This is a genomic window from Methanolobus sp. ZRKC3 (assembly GCF_045291275.1).
Classification (GTDB): domain Archaea; phylum Halobacteriota; class Methanosarcinia; order Methanosarcinales; family Methanosarcinaceae; genus Methanolobus.
This window is the reverse complement of record NZ_CP146982.1, coordinates 2,484,555-2,500,595: the sequence shown is the minus strand read 5'-3', so window position 1 is coordinate 2,500,595 and position 16,041 is coordinate 2,484,555. Positions and strand designations below refer to the sequence as shown.

General features: G+C 43.9%; 16 protein-coding genes. 15 read left to right on the top strand and 1 reads right to left on the bottom strand.

Annotated features, from left to right (window positions below):
- The first annotated feature begins 85 nt into the window (after positions 1-85).
- On the top strand, positions 86-451 hold the full coding sequence (locus V7O66_RS12745; protein ID WP_406660685.1) for a phasin family protein: 366 nt from the start codon (positions 86-88) through the stop codon (positions 449-451).
- Positions 452-569: 118 nt separating this feature from the next.
- Positions 570-1,079, top strand: a complete 510-nt coding sequence (locus V7O66_RS12740) for a hypothetical protein (RefSeq protein ID WP_406660684.1) — start codon at positions 570-572, stop codon at positions 1,077-1,079.
- Between the two features lie 24 nt (positions 1,080-1,103).
- Here the strand turns inward: V7O66_RS12740 and V7O66_RS12735 are convergent, their stop codons facing one another.
- Positions 1,104-1,373, bottom strand: a complete 270-nt coding sequence (locus V7O66_RS12735; protein WP_406660683.1) for a DUF3303 domain-containing protein — start codon at positions 1,371-1,373, stop codon at positions 1,104-1,106.
- 194 nt (positions 1,374-1,567) lie between these two features.
- Between V7O66_RS12735 and V7O66_RS12730 the strand changes: the two genes are divergently transcribed.
- The 13 genes from V7O66_RS12730 to V7O66_RS12670 all read left to right on the top strand — a co-directional run bounded on the left by V7O66_RS12730 (position 1,568) and on the right by V7O66_RS12670 (position 15,641).
- Positions 1,568-3,244, top strand: coding sequence for an ABC1 kinase family protein (locus tag V7O66_RS12730; RefSeq protein ID WP_406660682.1), 1,677 nt, complete (start codon positions 1,568-1,570; stop codon positions 3,242-3,244).
- Between the two features lie 85 nt (positions 3,245-3,329).
- Positions 3,330-4,304, top strand: a complete 975-nt coding sequence (locus V7O66_RS12725) for a DUF128 domain-containing protein (protein WP_406660681.1) — start codon at positions 3,330-3,332, stop codon at positions 4,302-4,304.
- 182 nt (positions 4,305-4,486) lie between these two features.
- The gene (locus tag V7O66_RS12720; RefSeq protein ID WP_406660680.1) at positions 4,487-4,621 is read left to right on the top strand and encodes a hypothetical protein; all 135 of its coding nucleotides are present in this window, start codon (positions 4,487-4,489) and stop codon (positions 4,619-4,621) included.
- Between the two features lie 222 nt (positions 4,622-4,843).
- Positions 4,844-6,256, top strand: a complete 1,413-nt coding sequence (locus tag V7O66_RS12715; RefSeq protein WP_406660679.1) for an ammonium transporter — start codon at positions 4,844-4,846, stop codon at positions 6,254-6,256.
- Between the two features lie 5 nt (positions 6,257-6,261).
- Positions 6,262-6,600, top strand: coding sequence for a P-II family nitrogen regulator (locus tag V7O66_RS12710; protein ID WP_406660678.1), 339 nt, complete (start codon positions 6,262-6,264; stop codon positions 6,598-6,600).
- A 476-nt stretch (positions 6,601-7,076) separates the two neighbouring features.
- Positions 7,077-7,442 (top strand): PRC-barrel domain-containing protein, encoded by a 366-nt coding sequence (locus tag V7O66_RS12705; protein WP_406660677.1) that lies wholly within the window; start codon positions 7,077-7,079, stop codon positions 7,440-7,442.
- 747 nt (positions 7,443-8,189) lie between these two features.
- Entirely contained in the window at positions 8,190-9,011 is an 822-nt protein-coding gene (gene nifH, locus V7O66_RS12700) for a nitrogenase iron protein (RefSeq protein WP_406660676.1), read from the top strand.
- Positions 9,012-9,020: 9 nt separating this feature from the next.
- The gene (locus V7O66_RS12695; RefSeq protein ID WP_406660675.1) at positions 9,021-9,338 is read left to right on the top strand and encodes a P-II family nitrogen regulator; all 318 of its coding nucleotides are present in this window, start codon (positions 9,021-9,023) and stop codon (positions 9,336-9,338) included.
- Between the two features lie 19 nt (positions 9,339-9,357).
- The gene (locus tag V7O66_RS12690) at positions 9,358-9,738 is read left to right on the top strand and encodes a P-II family nitrogen regulator (protein ID WP_406660674.1); all 381 of its coding nucleotides are present in this window, start codon (positions 9,358-9,360) and stop codon (positions 9,736-9,738) included.
- Positions 9,735-11,315, top strand: a complete 1,581-nt coding sequence (gene nifD, locus V7O66_RS12685; protein ID WP_406660673.1) for a nitrogenase molybdenum-iron protein alpha chain — start codon at positions 9,735-9,737, stop codon at positions 11,313-11,315. The genes V7O66_RS12690 and nifD overlap by 4 nt, the downstream gene beginning before the upstream one ends.
- A 7-nt stretch (positions 11,316-11,322) precedes the next feature.
- Positions 11,323-12,702: a nitrogenase molybdenum-iron protein subunit beta gene (nifK, locus tag V7O66_RS12680; RefSeq protein ID WP_406660671.1), complete on the top strand. Its 1,380-nt coding sequence runs from the start codon at positions 11,323-11,325 to the stop codon at positions 12,700-12,702.
- Between the two features lie 30 nt (positions 12,703-12,732).
- Positions 12,733-14,229, top strand: a complete 1,497-nt coding sequence (gene nifE / locus V7O66_RS12675; RefSeq protein WP_406660669.1) for a nitrogenase iron-molybdenum cofactor biosynthesis protein NifE — start codon at positions 12,733-12,735, stop codon at positions 14,227-14,229.
- Positions 14,226-15,641: a nitrogenase component 1 gene (locus V7O66_RS12670; protein ID WP_406660668.1), complete on the top strand. Its 1,416-nt coding sequence runs from the start codon at positions 14,226-14,228 to the stop codon at positions 15,639-15,641. The genes nifE and V7O66_RS12670 overlap by 4 nt, the downstream gene beginning before the upstream one ends.
- Positions 15,642-16,041: the final 400 nt, after the last annotated feature.

The following is a 16,041-nucleotide window of genomic DNA, read 5'->3' as shown; positions in this document are numbered from 1 at the left end:
TTTATTCTTTTTTGCTCTTTTTTACAGATACATAGAGAATAGGTTTTTATCCTAGCACCTCACAACTAATCATTGGAGGTTTATTATGAAAGAAGTCACAGACATAATGAAGAAAGTGGGTCTTTTCGGAATAGGATTGTGGGCACTCACCGAAGAGAAGATACAGGAAATTACTGATGATCTCGTCGAGGATGGGGAACTGAAGAAAGAAGAAGGGAAGAAATTCGTTCGTGAAGTCATCGATGAGCAGAAAAAGCAGAAGGAAGAAATTGAAAGCAAAATCACAAACAAAGTGCAGGAAACTTTCAAGAAAGCAGATGTCGCAACCAAGGAAGAACTTCATGAACTCAAGGATATCATCAAGGAACTTAACAGGAAGATCGACAAGATGACCGGTTCCGAGGAAGAAGAAAAAGAAGAAGAAGAAGAAGAAAAAGAAGCGGACCTTTAAAGGCCATAGGTAAGGGATTCCTTTGGCCTTAATAAAAAGCCATAATCTATTCCTCACTTTTTTTAAGTTCATATATTCTTTTACACATGCCAAAACTGAAAAAGTTTCAGATGACTATGTGAGTGAATGGAGCATACTCCCTGCCGATCCGCTGGCAGGAGATGTTTTGACAATACAGGGAAAAGCAGAACCTGATAAGAGTATAGACATAGTTGTTTCTTTCAAAGTAGAAGTACCAGTCGTTGAAGGAATGTACGAATACAAATTTGATGAGATCCAGATACCAAAGGGCAGGAACAGCTTTGAAGTCCGGTCACAGCAGGTAAAGGACCTCAATTTCATAGTGAAGATGTTCGTTGACTTCAAAAGATCATTTGATGCCAAAGACGGAATTGCTGAGTTTGCAGAAAATAATGTCCCCCACGGGAAATACGACATCATTATCAACGGATTTGCAAAAGAAGGGGAAAGCGAAGTTGATATAGATTTCACTGCCAAGGAAGCTATAATGTCTGACAACCAGGGAGAATTCTATCATAACTATGAAACAAATGCACTGCCGGCTGGCAAATTCGTTGTCCGTATAGGCAACGTTGAGAAAGAGATCAACTTAAGACAGGTAACTTAAAAACGCAATAAAAGAAAAGGAGGATTATACTCCTTTTTCGACCATTAATTTTATGAATTTTGCAGATTCCATTACAGGAGAGCTGTCTATCTTGCATATGTCGGACCATGGCAAATTGAAGTTTGCGTATGCCTCTTCATTTTCAGCCTCGTAAAGGATGAAATATCTTCCACCATTGAGGTCGACCCATTGGTTGACGATAGTTACTCCGGCAGGTGCTCTTAACTGCTTGAAATGTTCAACAACCTTTTCACTATCACTTGGCTCCCATGTGCTTATATCAAAAAATAACATATTGTTTCAACTCCTTATGCCATTAAGGCAACTCTTTGTAAGCGGGTGCTAACCCAACCCCATATTAATTTTGCATATGCTTTACTTAAGATTTTCGATACATTTCCATATTCTTTTTTAGAAAAACGATAATTTAATAACGCTACCAGACCTAAATCTATACATCTAACAAATTTTAGATGTTCAGGGGGAGCATGCGGGGGCGCAAGATACACAGGTACTCAATGATCAAGAGATACGGCAAGATCATTGATACACTCATAAAATATGAATTCGGCCACATAGTTGACAGGCTGGGAGTCCGGAGATTTCGGCCACTGAGATCCAGAATTAAAAAGGACAGAGTACTGGAAGAGAGGACATCAGATTCAAAAAGGGTCAGGATGGTATTGGAAGAGCTCGGGCCCACTTACATAAAACTCGGGCAGATCATGAGCATGCGCCAGGACCTTATCCCGCCTGAATATGCACGAGAGTTCTCAAAACTCCAGGATGATGTTCAGCCATTTGAATTTGAAGATGTCAGAAGACTCATCAAAGAGGAACTGGATGCAGACATTGAGACTCTTTTCATGTCCTTTGATGAAGTACCCATTGCCGCTGCTTCCATAGGGCAGGTTCACCGCGCACGGCTCAATACCGGAGAAGAGGTGGTTGTGAAGGTTCAGCGCCCTGGCATAAGGAAGATCATCGATGCAGATATGGATATCATGTACAGTGTGGCAGGATTTGCCGAAGAACATTTACCTGAGGCAAGACTCTACCGACTTTCCGAGATAGTGGAGGAATTCGAGCGTTCCATCCATGCAGAGATGGAGTATACGCAGGAGGGCAGGAACGCCGAACATTTTGCACATAATTTCAGCGATGATCCGAATATATACATCCCTAAGGTCTACTGGGACCTCACCAGCACAAAAGTGCTGACACTTGAATACATAGATGGTATCAAAAGCAACCTTTTCGACGAGGTGGACAGGCTCGGTGTGGACAGGGCACATATTGCCACCGTTGTCACAGAGGCATTCATGAAACAGGTCTATGAGGATGGATTCTTCCATGCGGACCTGCACCCTGGAAATGTATTCATCATGAAGGACGGGAAAATAGCCTTGCTGGATTTCGGGATGGCAGGGTTCCTTTCATCTGACCTGAAGAAACTGCTCATAGATGAGCTCATTGCAGTGATAAAAGGTGATACAGTCCTCTATATCGAACTTTTACGCGATTTAGGCTCCATCGATGAAAGTGTCGACATGCAATCCCTGAAGATAGATATCGACCACCTGCTCTACAAGTATTATGGCAGATCACTAAAACAGCTTAATACCGCATCCATCCTGGAAGAGATGATAGGTATGCTGAGGAAACATCAGGTAAGAGTGCCTTCCAATGTTGCCTTGTTGTCAAAGGGAGTTATGACAGTCGAGGGCTTTGGAGGGATGATGGACCCTGGAATAAACATGACCACCATAGCCGAACCTTTCGCAAGAAGAGCCATAGATAACCGTCTTAAATTCAGGAATATTGCAGATGGAACTTACAAGGACCTGAACAGCTGGCTGAGATTAGCCCATCGTGTACCCACGAAGATATCCCACATATTAGACATCGCTGAGAGAGGATACCTTAAGCTCAGGTTCGATGATCATGGTTTTGACCGCATAGTTGCCGAGCTGGATGCAGCCAGCAATCGTCTCGCCTTTAGCCTTATAATATCATCCATAATAGTTGGCTCCTCCATAGTTATCCAGACAGGCATGGAACCACATATATGGGGTGTGCCAATGCTTGGGGTTGGCGGATTCTTAGTGGCGGGGTTATTTGGTATGTGGCTTGTGGTATACATCCTGAGAACCGGACGTATATGAATTGAATAAACGCACAACTTAAATACGATTCATGGGCTATACTAAAAAGGTCTCGACCAACAAAATTGAATTTATGGTGTGAAAAATGACAGATCCTAATGTTGAAAGAAAACTTGTCGAAATTATGCGTATTATTGGTGAAAACGATAAGCCATTAGGAGCTCGGCTCATAGCTGATGAACTGCATAACCGAGGATATGCCATCGGAGAGCGCGCTGTCAGATATCACTTACGAATACTTGATGAAAGAGGATTTACTGAAAAACACGGTTATATCGGGCGGACCATCACCGAACGTGGCAAAAAAGAGCTCAGTGATGCTCTGATAAGTGACAGGCTTGGTTTTGTCATCACGAAGATAGAGGAATTAATGTACAGGGCTGACTATGACCTCGATACAGGAAAAGGAAATGTCATAGTCAACGTAACCAATATCGACAAGGATGATTATGAAAGTGCCACCGACATCATCAAATATGCAATGGATTACGGAGCAACCATCAGCCCCAGAGTAGGCATAATTGAGGAAGATACCGAAGAGGATATCTATGTGCCTGAAGGAAAAGTTGCCATTGCAACTGTTTGCAGTATAACTTTCGATGGATTACTGCTTAAAAATGGTATTCCAGTAGTGCCCAGATATGGAGGCATAATGCAAATGGAAGACCACAAGCCTGAAGGTTTTCTTGACCTCATATCATACAGCGGGACATCCATAGACCCAATAAAGATATTCCTCAGGAGAAAAGCAACTTCCATACTTGACGCCATTGAAACAGGCAATGGAAAGATGCTTGCAAATGTAAGACAGATACCTACTTCAGCAACCAGTCTTGCGGAAAGTGTCTTCGAACGTGCCAAAAAAGTAGACATTAACGGACACCTCTGCATAGGCAACCCTGGAGAAGATGTACTCTACGCACCTGTTGAAAGAGGAAAAGTTGGCATCCCGGTCATGGTGGGAATTAATGCCGTTGCTGCTGTTGAAGAAACAGGACTGAATGTGGAAACAAATCCAGTATCTGCTGTAATGGAATACAGCAAGATGAAGCCCCTCTGAAATAACACTTTTTGAATTATCAGAGACCCTTATACTTTTTTAGAATATTCATAATTGAGAAGTATCCCCGGCCAAATTCCCGAAAGAGAATTGTGTACGCCTGCTTGCCAGTGACATCTGCACTCTTTATGGCGTGATACCGATCCAACACTTCTTTTCGCAGACAAGGTCATCTTGATCCGATGAATAAAGTATCATCTTCTTTAATAGTTCAGCCGGAAGCTCATTCTTTTTCTTTATCCACCCTTTTTGTGATCTCATCCAATGGTCCGGACATCCCCAAGGTCACAGGTCACACGGCAGAATGCTGCAAATAATGATGGATACGGATAGTTTTTTCGCATATTAACCAATAAATAATTATAATGTGGGTATTGGCAGGGGTGCCATGTGTAGATTTTGTAGATAAATCACTTCATTTATCGCCAACTTTGTATTTTATATGCAAATGTACATAGCTATTATGCATAAAGTTTAAGTAATAGTAAGTCTACACATAGAATCCGTCTTCCTAATTGGCAGAAAACAGGTGTATACTTATGAACAGAACAGTACTCAAAAATAATCACAAGATGGTCTGGCAGTCCTTGCTGCTCATGAGCATCATACTTATGCTATTTATTGTTCCTGCAGCCGCAGGAAGTGTTGAAGAGAACGCAGAATCAATCGCATCATTAGAAACCGCACTCACAGCCTTATGGCTCATCATCGCAGGTGCTATCGTGTTCCTGATGCATGCAGGTTTCTCTCTGGTAGAAATCGGTCTTACCAGAACAAAGAATACCGCAAACATTCTCATGAAGAACTTTATGACCATCTGTCTTGGTATCGTAGTATACTGGGCAGTCGGTTGGGGAATCATGTACGGTGCTGATTACGGAGGACTCATTGGTATTGACCAGTTCTTCCTGATCGGTGCTGACAATGCAGTATGGAACAGCTGGTGGTTCCAGATGGTCTTCGCAGCAACCGGTGCAACAATCGTGTCCGGTGCAATGGCTGAGAGGACTGATTTCAAGGCATATCTTATTTACACAGTAGCTCTTGTAGCACTCATCTACCCTGTATACGGTCACTGGGTATGGAGCGGAGCAGGACTCCTTACAAGTGGTTTCCTTGTTGATGCAATTGGTACAGGATTCCATGACTATGCTGGATCTGGTGTAGTTCACTCAATTGGTGGATACGCGGCTCTTGCAGGTGTACTAGTAGTCGGACCAAGGATCGGTAAGTTCAAGAACGGAAAGGCTCAGGCAATTCCAGGTCACAGTCTTCCACTGGCATTCCTCGGTACCCTTATACTTGCATTCGGTTGGGTAGGATTCAACGGTGGTAGCAGTCTTGACGCAAATGACCCATTCATGAACCTTGTGATCGTTAACACATTCCTCGCAGGTGGCGCAGGTGCTATCATGGTAATGCTGATCACCTGGATGAAGACAGGAAAGCCAGACCCATCCCTTACAGCAAACGGTCTGCTTGCAGGTCTTGTAGCTATCACAGCACCTTGTGGTTCAGTAAGTAACTGGGCAGCACTTGTAATAGGCCTCATCGGAGGTATCATAGTATACGCTGGTGTAATGTTCAATGAAAACACACTCAAGCTCGATGACCCTGTAGGTGCTATCGCAGTACACGGATACACAGGTAGCTGGGGACTTCTGGCAGTAGGTATATTCGCACTGGGAACAGGTGAAGGTTCAATGCTTGCAAACGCAGCATACACAGCAGAAACAGCAGGACTTATCTACGGCGGATCTCAACTCTTTGCAATACAGGCAGTTGGTGCAGTACTTAGTATAATATGGGGATTTGGAGCATCATTCATTATCTTCAAGATACTCGATGCAGTAATTGGAGTTCGTGTACCTGAAGACCATGAGATAGCAGGACTTGATGTAATTGAGCACGGAATCAGTGCATACCCAGAGTTCCTTCTTGCAAAGGAGTGATATAAATGAGAAAGATTGAAGCAATAATAAGGACAACAAAAATCCATGAAGTCAAGGATGCACTGGAAGAGGCAGGATTTGAGAGTCTGACAGTAACCGATGTAAAGGGACGAGGAAAGCAGAAAGGTGTCATGCAGCAGTGGAGAGGTAGAAAATACTGTGTTGACCTTTTACCAAAGATCAAGATCGAGATAGTAGTATCTGAAGAAGATACTGACAATGTCGTAGACATCATACAGAAAACCGCAGCCACTGGTTCCATTGGTGACGGAAAGATCTTCATCTACCCGGTAGAGAAGATCGTCAGGATCAGAACTGGTGAAACAAACGGAGATGCACTCTAAGTGCATTCTCTTTTTTCCTTTTTACTTAATCCACCGTGTGTCCCGGAAATTTAAAACGTTGCGAAGGTTGTCTGAATCCTAATTATCGCACTAGATTTCACTAAAACTATGTTCCGGGATCACATCTCCTTTTTTTGTGAAGAACAGATGAACTGGCTGCTTGAGTTCAAAAAGAACTGTGGCATAAACTATGGAGAAAATTTGGGAAAAACTGGCATTTTGAGATAAGCCACAGACATTCTTTTGCTCACATTATCAGTTACTGTGGACACGACCTCAAGTTCGTAAGGAATGTATATTACTAATGAATTGATATTATTAATGGGATGGTTTATGATGGGGTGGCTGATAGGGTAGGAAGCCAAATGTCTTCAGTTTTGAGATGATCAAAAGACAAACTGTTGCTCTTAAAATGGCTATTAGCATCATATTTTGCATATATCAATAAATGAATAATATATTGGGAGTTGAGGTGTATGGGAATATCTGAAGAAATAAAAGTTACAATGGACACAACCTTTGTGCCGGTAACTGAAATAAGAGGAGCTAGGATCCTCACTGTAAAAGGTGAGGAGCTTGGAAATATAAAAGAAGTCATGATTGACTCTGAGTATGGAAGAATCGCATACGTAGTATTTGCTTGTGATTGTACCCTTGGTGTGAATTGTAAATTCTTTGCCATTCCCTGGGGAGCTCTTAAAGCAAATCTAGGAGATTATATCCTTAAAGTTGATAAGGAAGCATTCGAAACTGCAGAAGGCCTGGATGAAGATGCGTGGACTTTGGATCGCAATGATCTGGCTAAACTGTATGAACAATATAAACTTCATCCTTACTGGTAAAATTAAGATCTCATTTCCAGGTGATGATATGATAATTGTTGTTTCCGATCAGGTTTTCTTAGCGAAGAATACAGGAAAGACTTGAGATTGTCGGAAACCTTAATCTTTTTGAAAATATGCCCTTTTCCATTGAATTATTAATTCAGTCGAACACTGCTGTTGCTTGCAGCGGGGTGAGCCAGCTACATACATCATCTCCTGGCTTTGCATACAAGTAAACTAAGAACTCCCTGCCTGCAAACCACAGGCATTTTTTTAGAATTTCAAGGATTAGCTGGGAGTTTGTATCTTTCCATAAATCTTATTTTACTAGCCCACATCACAATCAAAATATCTTTTTCAGTTTCATGAATATCCTTTTGAACCATGCCCTCTACCGTCATGCAAAAGCGCTGAAATTTTTTGAAAAAAGGAAGCTTTGGAATGTTCGCCGCATTCTTTCAAAATTAAACTGTTTTGCGAATAGTGCTATATAAGGCGGTTCGAAAAAATAGGGCATATTACACGGAATTGAGCGGTTCTTAGACAATATCAATAATTTTAAAGTTCGAAATAATTTATTTTTTAAAACTCTTTATGCTACTGTTTTTTCCTAAAAAAGTAGAACTGCCATAATATATGCATTAAATAACTTTAAATATAGGAACATAGTACATAGGATTCCGTTGTACTATACAATTCATAGCAGCTCAAACACACAAAACAGTACAACATACAAAAGTCAGAAAAGTACAGAGGTAAAAGACCATGCGACAAGTAGCAATATACGGAAAGGGCGGAATCGGAAAGTCAACAACAACACAGAATTTGACAGCAGCACTCTCCACAATGGGGAAAAATATACTGTTGGTAGGATGCGATCCAAAGGCAGACTCTACAAGAATGCTCCTTGGAGGTCTTAACCAGAAAACAGTACTTGACACATTAAGAACCGAAGGCGACGAATCCGTTGAACTCGACAACCTGATCCAGCCAGGATTTGGAGATATCAAGTGCGTGGAATCAGGAGGACCTGAACCTGGCGTAGGTTGTGCAGGAAGAGGAATTATCACATCAATAAACCTGCTGGAAAACCTTGGTGCATACGAAGAAGACCTGGATTACGTTTTCTATGACGTACTCGGTGACGTGGTATGTGGAGGTTTTGCAATGCCCATCCGTGAAGGAAAGGCACAGGAAATTTACATCGTTGCCAGTGGAGAGCTCATGGCGATCTATGCAGCAAACAACATCTGCAAGGGTATCCAGAAGTACGCAAAGGGCGGTGCACGTCTTGGTGGCATCATCTGTAACAGCAGAAATGTAGATGGAGAACGCGAGCTTCTCGAAGCATTTGCAGAAAGACTTGGAAGCAAGCTCATTCACTTCGTACCAAGAGACAATATCGTCCAGCGTGCAGAGATTAACAAGAAGGTAGTCATCGAATATGACCCCGAATGTGGACAGGCAAAGGAATACCTGACACTGGCCAACAACATCGAGAACAATGATCTGTTCGTTGTCCCAAAGCCACTGGAAATGGATGACCTGGAAGCAATGATGTTAGAATTTGGAATTGTAGAACTCTGAGGTGAAAAAATGCATATGATACGTGCAATTGTCAGGCCTAACAAGGTATCAGACATAGTTGAAGAACTTGAGAAGGGAGGCTATGTTTCCCTTACCAAGACAGATGTGTTCGGAAGAGGAAAGCAGAGAGGTATCCACACAGCTGAGGTACAGTTTGACGAACTTCCAAAGACAATGATCATGATGGTAGTTGAAGGCGAGGACAGGTCAAAAGTCGTGGATATAATCAAGAGTTCAGCCCACACAGGCAAGTATGGAGACGGAAAGGTATTCGTCAACCCTGTTGAAAGCGCTTACACAATACGTACCGGCGAAAGCGGACTTTAAAACTGAAGGGGGATTTCAAATGAAGGAAATAACGGCAATCATTCGCATGAACAAGGTGCAAAAGACACTTGATGCACTTTCCGAATGCGGATACCCTTCTTTCACCGTGGAAAAGGTGATGGGCAGAGGAAAGCAAAAGGGATTATGCTATGAATTCGACCCACCACTCCCAGAGCAGGAAGGAGTCTCAAAAAAGAACTGTATACCTTTCATTCCAAAGCGCCTGTTCACCATAGTTGTCGATGATAAGGCAGCAGACAAGGTAGTCCAGAGAATAATCAACATCAACCAGACAGGCCACGCAGGAGATGGAAAGATCTTCGTAACAGACATACCTGAATCCTACAGGATAAGGACAGGAGAAGAAGGCGATATCACTGTAGAGAGGGAAGAACAATGAGCTCAGAGGTAGAATCCACACAGAAAGTCGTCGATGACATGATGAAGATCTATCCGGAAAAGGTCGCCAGGGACAGGAGACAACACTTTGTTGTCAAGGATTCCTGTGCCACAGACCAGCACATCGAAGCCAACAGCAAGGTAATACCCGGTATAATGACAAACCGTGGTTGTGCCTATGCCGGTGGTAAGGGTGTGGTCATGGGACCTATCAAGGATATGGTTCACATCACACACGGACCTATTGGCTGTGGATATTTCACCTGGGGAACCAGGCGTAACATGGGTAAGGCAGAGGATGGAGGAGACAACTTCCTGCAGTACAGTTTCTCAACTGACATGAAAGAAACAGATATTGTGTTCGGTGGCGAAAAGAAGCTCAAGGCAGCTATTGACGATGCTGTAAGGATATTCAAGCCCGGAGGGATCTCCATCTGTGCAACATGCCCGGTAGGACTCATAGGTGATGATATCGAGGCAGTAGCCCTGGAAGCAGAAAAGGAACATGGCATCAAGGTCATGGGACTTCGCTGTGAAGGATACCGTGGTGTTAGCCAGTCAGCAGGACACCACATCGCAAGTAATGTTCTCATGGAACATGTGGTTGGTACCGAGGAACTGGAAAACCCAACTCCCTTTGACATAAACATCTTCGGTGAATACAACATCGGTGGTGACCTCTGGGAGATCAAGCCACTCTTTGAAAAGATCGGATACCGCATTGTCTCAAGTTTTACAGGAGACGGATCATTCCACAGTCTTGCAAAGGCACACCAGGCAAAGCTTAGCATCCTATTGTGTCACAGATCTGTGAACTACACCAACCGCATGATGGAACAGAAGTACGGAGTTCCATGGTTGAAGGTGAACTACGTTGGAGTAGAAGGCACAAAGAAGTCACTCAGGAAGATGGCACAGTTCTTTGATGACCCTGAAATGACAAAGAGAACAGAGGAAATAATAGAAGAGGAAATGGCAAAGATCCAGCCAGAACTTGATAAGTACAGAAGGAAGCTTGAAGGCAAGAAGGTCTTCATCTACTCCGGTGGATCAAGGTCACACCACTACCAGAACCTTTTCGAGGACCTCGGCATGAAGGTGCTTGTTGCAGGATACCAGTTTGCCCACCGTGATGACTATGAAGGCAGACAGATCCTTGAAGGCATGAAGGAAAAAGCATCAAGTGGAATGCTTGAAGATCTTCACTTTGAGATGGAAGAAGGATTCGAGCCTGCCATCAGCGAGGAACGCATGATTGAGCTCAAGGAAAAGCTTGGCCTGATGGACTACGAAGGAATGCTGCCAGAAATGCAGGAAGGAGCAATAGCTGTAGATGACCTGAATCACTATGAGACCGAATTCCTGATAAAGGAACTCAAGCCGGACCTCTTCTGTTCAGGGATCAAGGACAAGTACATGGCACAAAAGATGGGAATCCCATCCAGGCAGATACACTCCTATGATTACAGTGGACGTTACACCGGATTCTCTGGTGTGCTGAATTTCGCAAGAGACATAGACATGTCAGTCAACAACCCAACATGGAATTTGATGAAGGTCCCATGGAAGGCAGAGTAAAACGGAGATGATGAAAATGTTAGATTATACCCCTAAGGAAGAAGTTCAAAGGGATGCACTGGTAATCAATCCCGCCAAGATATGCCAGCCCATAGGTGCAGTTTATGCTGCAATGGGCATACACAACTGTATGCCCCACAGCCATGGGTCACAGGGATGTCTGTCATATTTAAGGATGTGTCTTACCAGACACTACAGAGAACCAACCACAGGTACAAGCAGCAGTTTCTATGAAGGAACAGCTGTTTTTGGTGGTGCATCCAACCTAAGGCAGGCACTTACCAATATAGAAGCTGTCTACCAGCCTGAAGTCGTGGCTATCCACACAACCTGTGTAGCCGAGACCATTGGTGATGATGTAAACCAGATCGTTGAAGATGTAAAGATGGAAGAACTTATTGACCCTTCCATAAAACTTTGTGCTGCATCAACTCCAAGTTATGTGGGTTCCCACGTAACCGGCTACGACAACATGGTCAAGTCATTCGTCACAACCTTTGCCCAGAAGACAAAGCCAAATGGCAAGCTCAATATAATACCAGGTTTCGTTGATCCGGGAGACATTCGGGAAATCAAGAGGATTCTTTCCATTATGAATATTCCTGCCATCGTGTTCCCTGACCAGACTGATGTGTTCGATGCCGGACTTTCAGGTGACGGATCGCTCTACGCAAGGGGTGGAACATCCATTGGAGATGTGGAAGACAGTGGGAACTCACTTGGAACTATCGCATTGTGTGGCATGGCTGGTGGTGCAGCAGCAAACGCATTCAAGAACAAGTTCAAGATGCCTGCACAGGTAGGACCTGTACCTATCGGCGTACGTTACACTGACAGGTTCATCATGAAGGCAGCCCAACTTGCAAATGTACCGATCCCACCAGAACTTGAACAGGAGAGGGCAAGAGTCGTTGATATGATGACGGATGCTTTTGCACACTACAATGGAAAGAAGGTAGCCATATTCGGAGATCCGGACATAATCCAGGGTCTCACAAGCCTGGTGCTTGAAATGGGAATGGAGCCAACAGTGATTCTTTCAGGTAGTCTAAGCAAGAAGTTCGAAAGGGAAATGTCAGAACTGGTACATCCAATATATCCTGACTCACAGATCCTTACCGGAGAAGACCTGTTTACCCTGCACCAGATAATCAAGAACGAGCCTGTCGACATGATCATAGGGAACACCTATGGAAAGTACATTGCTCTGGCAGAGGACATCCCACTTATAAGAGTTGGATTCCCGATAATGGACAGGGCAAACCTGCACAACTTCCCTGTAATGGGATATGCAGGAACTGCAAGAATGGTCGAATGGATAGGAAACACATTCCTGGACATCAAGGATAAGACTGTTCCTGAAGAAGAACTCGAGGTCGTACAGTAACGACCTCATTATTAATTTCGGAGTGATAATATGCCAGACATTACAGGCGTGATCAACACGCTGGATGAAAGACAACCATACATTGCCCTCAAGCAAAAGAACAACACTGAGCTTGCCTGCGATAATACATCCATTGCAGGATCCATGAGCCAGAGGGCATGCGTGTACTCCGGTGCACGTGTGGCACTTAACCCCGTGACCGATGCAATTCATCTTGTACACGGTCCTATCGGATGTGCCAGTTATACATGGGACATAAGGGGTAGCCTGTCAAGTGATAAAGAAACATTTCGTACAAGTTTCTCCACTGACATGAAGGAACTCGATGTGGTATTTGGAGGAGAGAAGAAACTCTCAAAAAGCATCGATGAGCTTGTCGAGTTATACAACCCCCCGGTTATCTTTGTCTATTCAACCTGTATTGTCGGGATCATAGGAGATGACCTTGAAGCCATTTGCAAGGAAGCAAGCGAGCGGACAGGAATTCCTGTATTACCTGTACAGTCTGAAGGATTCAAGGGGACAAAGTCCGATGGTTACAAGGCAGCATGTAATGCCCTTATGCAACTTATCGGAACAAAGGAACCCGAAATTACCTCCGAGTACAGGATAAATATCCTGGGTGACTACAATGTTGCAGGGGATGTCTGGCTTGTTAAGCCCCTCTTTGAAAAGATGGGTATACAGGTCATAACTTCAATGACTGGAGATTCGACTACAGATAGTATTTCCAAGGTACACGGTGCTCAACTCAACCTGGTACAGTGTTCAGGTTCCATGACCTATCTTGCCAAGTGGATGAAGAAGGAATTCGGAATTCCATTCAAGAAGGTAAGTTACTTTGGAATCGAGGATCTGTCCATTGCCCTGAGAGAGACAGCCAATTTCTTCGGCAGCGAGAAAATGAAGCAGATAGCCGAGGATATCATAGAGACCGAAACCAAGAGAATACTGCCTGAGATTGAAAAGATACGCAACCGTCTTCAGGGAAAGAAGGCAGCCATCTATATGGGCGGTGCTGCCAAGGCACTTACACTCATCAAGGGCTTCCGTGAACTTGGGATGGAAGTCGTGATAATCGGTACACAAACCGGAAAGAGAGATGATTATGAGCAGATCAGTTACCAGGTGAAGGACGGAACTGTCATTGTGGATGACGCGAATGCCCTGGAACTTGCTGACCTGCTTGTGAAACAGAAGGCTGACCTCATGGTTGCCGGTGTCAAGGAGAGATTCATTGCCTTCAAGCTGGGTGTTGCCTTCTGTGACTTTAACCATGACAGGGATATCGAATTCGAGGGTTATGACGGATTCCTTAACTTTGCAAGGGAACTGGACACAACCATCAACAGCCCGGTATGGAAGGTAGTCGGATCTAAGCTGGAAGTTCAGCATGACCAGCCCAGCATGATCAGGCAAACAAATGATGCAGGAACTTCTGATGGATCAAAATTAAAGGAAATTGTAGAGGAGAGAAATAGCATGCATGATGTGAACGTTGTTGCAGTACAGGAGTCAATAGCATGACTGAGCGAAATTATACAACTGTAAACCCCTGCATCATGTGCCAGCCAATGGGCAGTGTAATGGCATTTAAGGGAATCGAAAACTCAATGATGTTACTGCATGGCTCACAGGGATGCAGTACTTATATGAGGCTGCATCTAGCTCATCATTTCAGGGAACCTGTTGATATAGGTTCAAGTTCCCTGAGTGAGAAGGGAGCGGTTTACGGCGGAAGCGAGAATCTTAAGAAGGGCCTTAAGAACCTCATCCTGCGTTACAACCCAGAGGTCATCGGTGTTTCCACCACCTGTCTTGCAGAGACAATTGGTGACGATATCAGACGTATCATTGCAGAGTTTCGGGAAGAAGAATGCATTGGTAACGAGCGAATAATAATTCCCGTACCAACTCCCAGTTATGAGGAAAGCCATAACAGTGGTTATATAAAGGCAGTAGAGGCCATAGTCAAGGAATTTACCATGGATGACTCTGGGAAGAACATATTCAATAACAAGCTGAATATCGTGCTTTCAGAGAACATTTCACCGGAAGATACCCGTGAGATGAAGCAGATACTCTCCAACACTGTGGGTTCCAATTCCTACATATTGCTACCTGATATTTCCGAAACATTTGATGCACCCATGACAGGAGAACTCCAGAAGATAACACCTGGTGGCACAAAGCATTCTGATATTGCGGACATGAAAAACAGTGCTGCAACTATTGGCATGGGCATTACTAACGATAATAGAGCAGTCAGCTTCCTTGAACAAACATTTGAGATCCCAGCTCAGAACCTGCCACTTCCTATCGGACTGGAATACACAGACAGGGTGCTGGCTACACTGTCCAAAATTGCAGGGATCGATATTCCTGAAGCATACCAGAAGGAAAGAGGTCGTTTGATAGATGCCATGGTGGATTCCCACAAGTATGTATACGGCACTAAGGTAGCCATTTACGGAGACCCGAACAACGTACTGGGAATGCTCTCATTAGCACTTGAAAATGGCATGCATCCAATACTGGTCGTTGCTTCCAGTAAGTCCCCCAGATTTGCTGAATACGCAATGGAGAGAGTAAAGCAGGTCAAGCCTGACTGTGATGTGACAATACTTGAGGATGTTGACTTTGACACTTTCAACGATGCTGTCAAGAAGGCAAAGCCCCAGATGCTCATAGGAAACTCCAATGGCAAGTACATTGCAAAGGAAATGGGCATACCTCTTGTCAGGTTCGGATTCCCCATACACGATAGGGTAGGAGCACAAAGGATACTCAGCCTCGGATACCGTGGTGCAATGATCATGCTTGACAAGATAACAAATACCATTCTCGAAGTGGAGGATGCACGATTAGAAGCGAAGTGGGCTGAACCGGAAAGCTACGTTCCGCTCGGCGAGAATTCGTTTCACCCCGCAGAAGCGTGATGATAAATATTAAACATAAATAGACATTCCATGTCCGGATGCGGAAACTGCTCATTATAGAGTTGTTTCCACATCCCAGCTTCCTAAATTACTGTTTTCTTTATCCAATACTACAAACCCCGCCCCCATCCTGGTAATTCTCATCCTCAATTGATGTTATCGACGGACTGTTGCCACATACCATACATAGGAAAATCAGGTAGTACCAATGCGTACTGCTATATATCGATCAGCACAGAAAATGAAGATTCTGTGGAAGACACATAAATCACTTTCAGAGTTCCAAAAAAAAGAAAGAAAAAGCTACCTCTGCAATAACCTTTTCAGCAGCGTAGCAACAGGAAATGTGCCCATAATAGAGAGGAAATAACTCCGCACCTACCTATCAAGTGCAGAGGCA

Excerpts from the sequence above, each read along its gene's own strand:
- V7O66_RS12745 (WP_406660685.1), top strand. The coding sequence starts at position 86 with ATGAAAGAAGTCACAGACATAATGAAGAAAGTGGGTCTTTTCGGAATA.
- V7O66_RS12735 (WP_406660683.1), bottom strand. The coding sequence starts at position 1,373 with ATGTTATTTTTTGATATAAGCACATGGGAGCCAAGTGATAGTGAAAAG.
- V7O66_RS12730 (WP_406660682.1), top strand. The coding sequence starts at position 1,568 with ATGCGGGGGCGCAAGATACACAGGTACTCAATGATCAAGAGATACGGC.
- V7O66_RS12725 (WP_406660681.1), top strand. The coding sequence starts at position 3,330 with ATGACAGATCCTAATGTTGAAAGAAAACTTGTCGAAATTATGCGTATT.
- V7O66_RS12720 (WP_406660680.1), top strand. The coding sequence starts at position 4,487 with ATGAATAAAGTATCATCTTCTTTAATAGTTCAGCCGGAAGCTCATTCT.
- V7O66_RS12715 (WP_406660679.1), top strand. The coding sequence starts at position 4,844 with ATGAACAGAACAGTACTCAAAAATAATCACAAGATGGTCTGGCAGTCC.
- V7O66_RS12710 (WP_406660678.1), top strand. The coding sequence starts at position 6,262 with ATGAGAAAGATTGAAGCAATAATAAGGACAACAAAAATCCATGAAGTC.
- V7O66_RS12705 (WP_406660677.1), top strand. The coding sequence starts at position 7,077 with ATGGGAATATCTGAAGAAATAAAAGTTACAATGGACACAACCTTTGTG.
- nifH (WP_406660676.1), top strand. The coding sequence starts at position 8,190 with ATGCGACAAGTAGCAATATACGGAAAGGGCGGAATCGGAAAGTCAACA.
- V7O66_RS12695 (WP_406660675.1), top strand. The coding sequence starts at position 9,021 with ATGCATATGATACGTGCAATTGTCAGGCCTAACAAGGTATCAGACATA.
- V7O66_RS12690 (WP_406660674.1), top strand. The coding sequence starts at position 9,358 with ATGAAGGAAATAACGGCAATCATTCGCATGAACAAGGTGCAAAAGACA.
- nifD (WP_406660673.1), top strand. The coding sequence starts at position 9,735 with ATGAGCTCAGAGGTAGAATCCACACAGAAAGTCGTCGATGACATGATG.
- nifK (WP_406660671.1), top strand. The coding sequence starts at position 11,323 with ATGATGAAAATGTTAGATTATACCCCTAAGGAAGAAGTTCAAAGGGAT.
- nifE (WP_406660669.1), top strand. The coding sequence starts at position 12,733 with ATGCCAGACATTACAGGCGTGATCAACACGCTGGATGAAAGACAACCA.
- V7O66_RS12670 (WP_406660668.1), top strand. The coding sequence starts at position 14,226 with ATGACTGAGCGAAATTATACAACTGTAAACCCCTGCATCATGTGCCAG.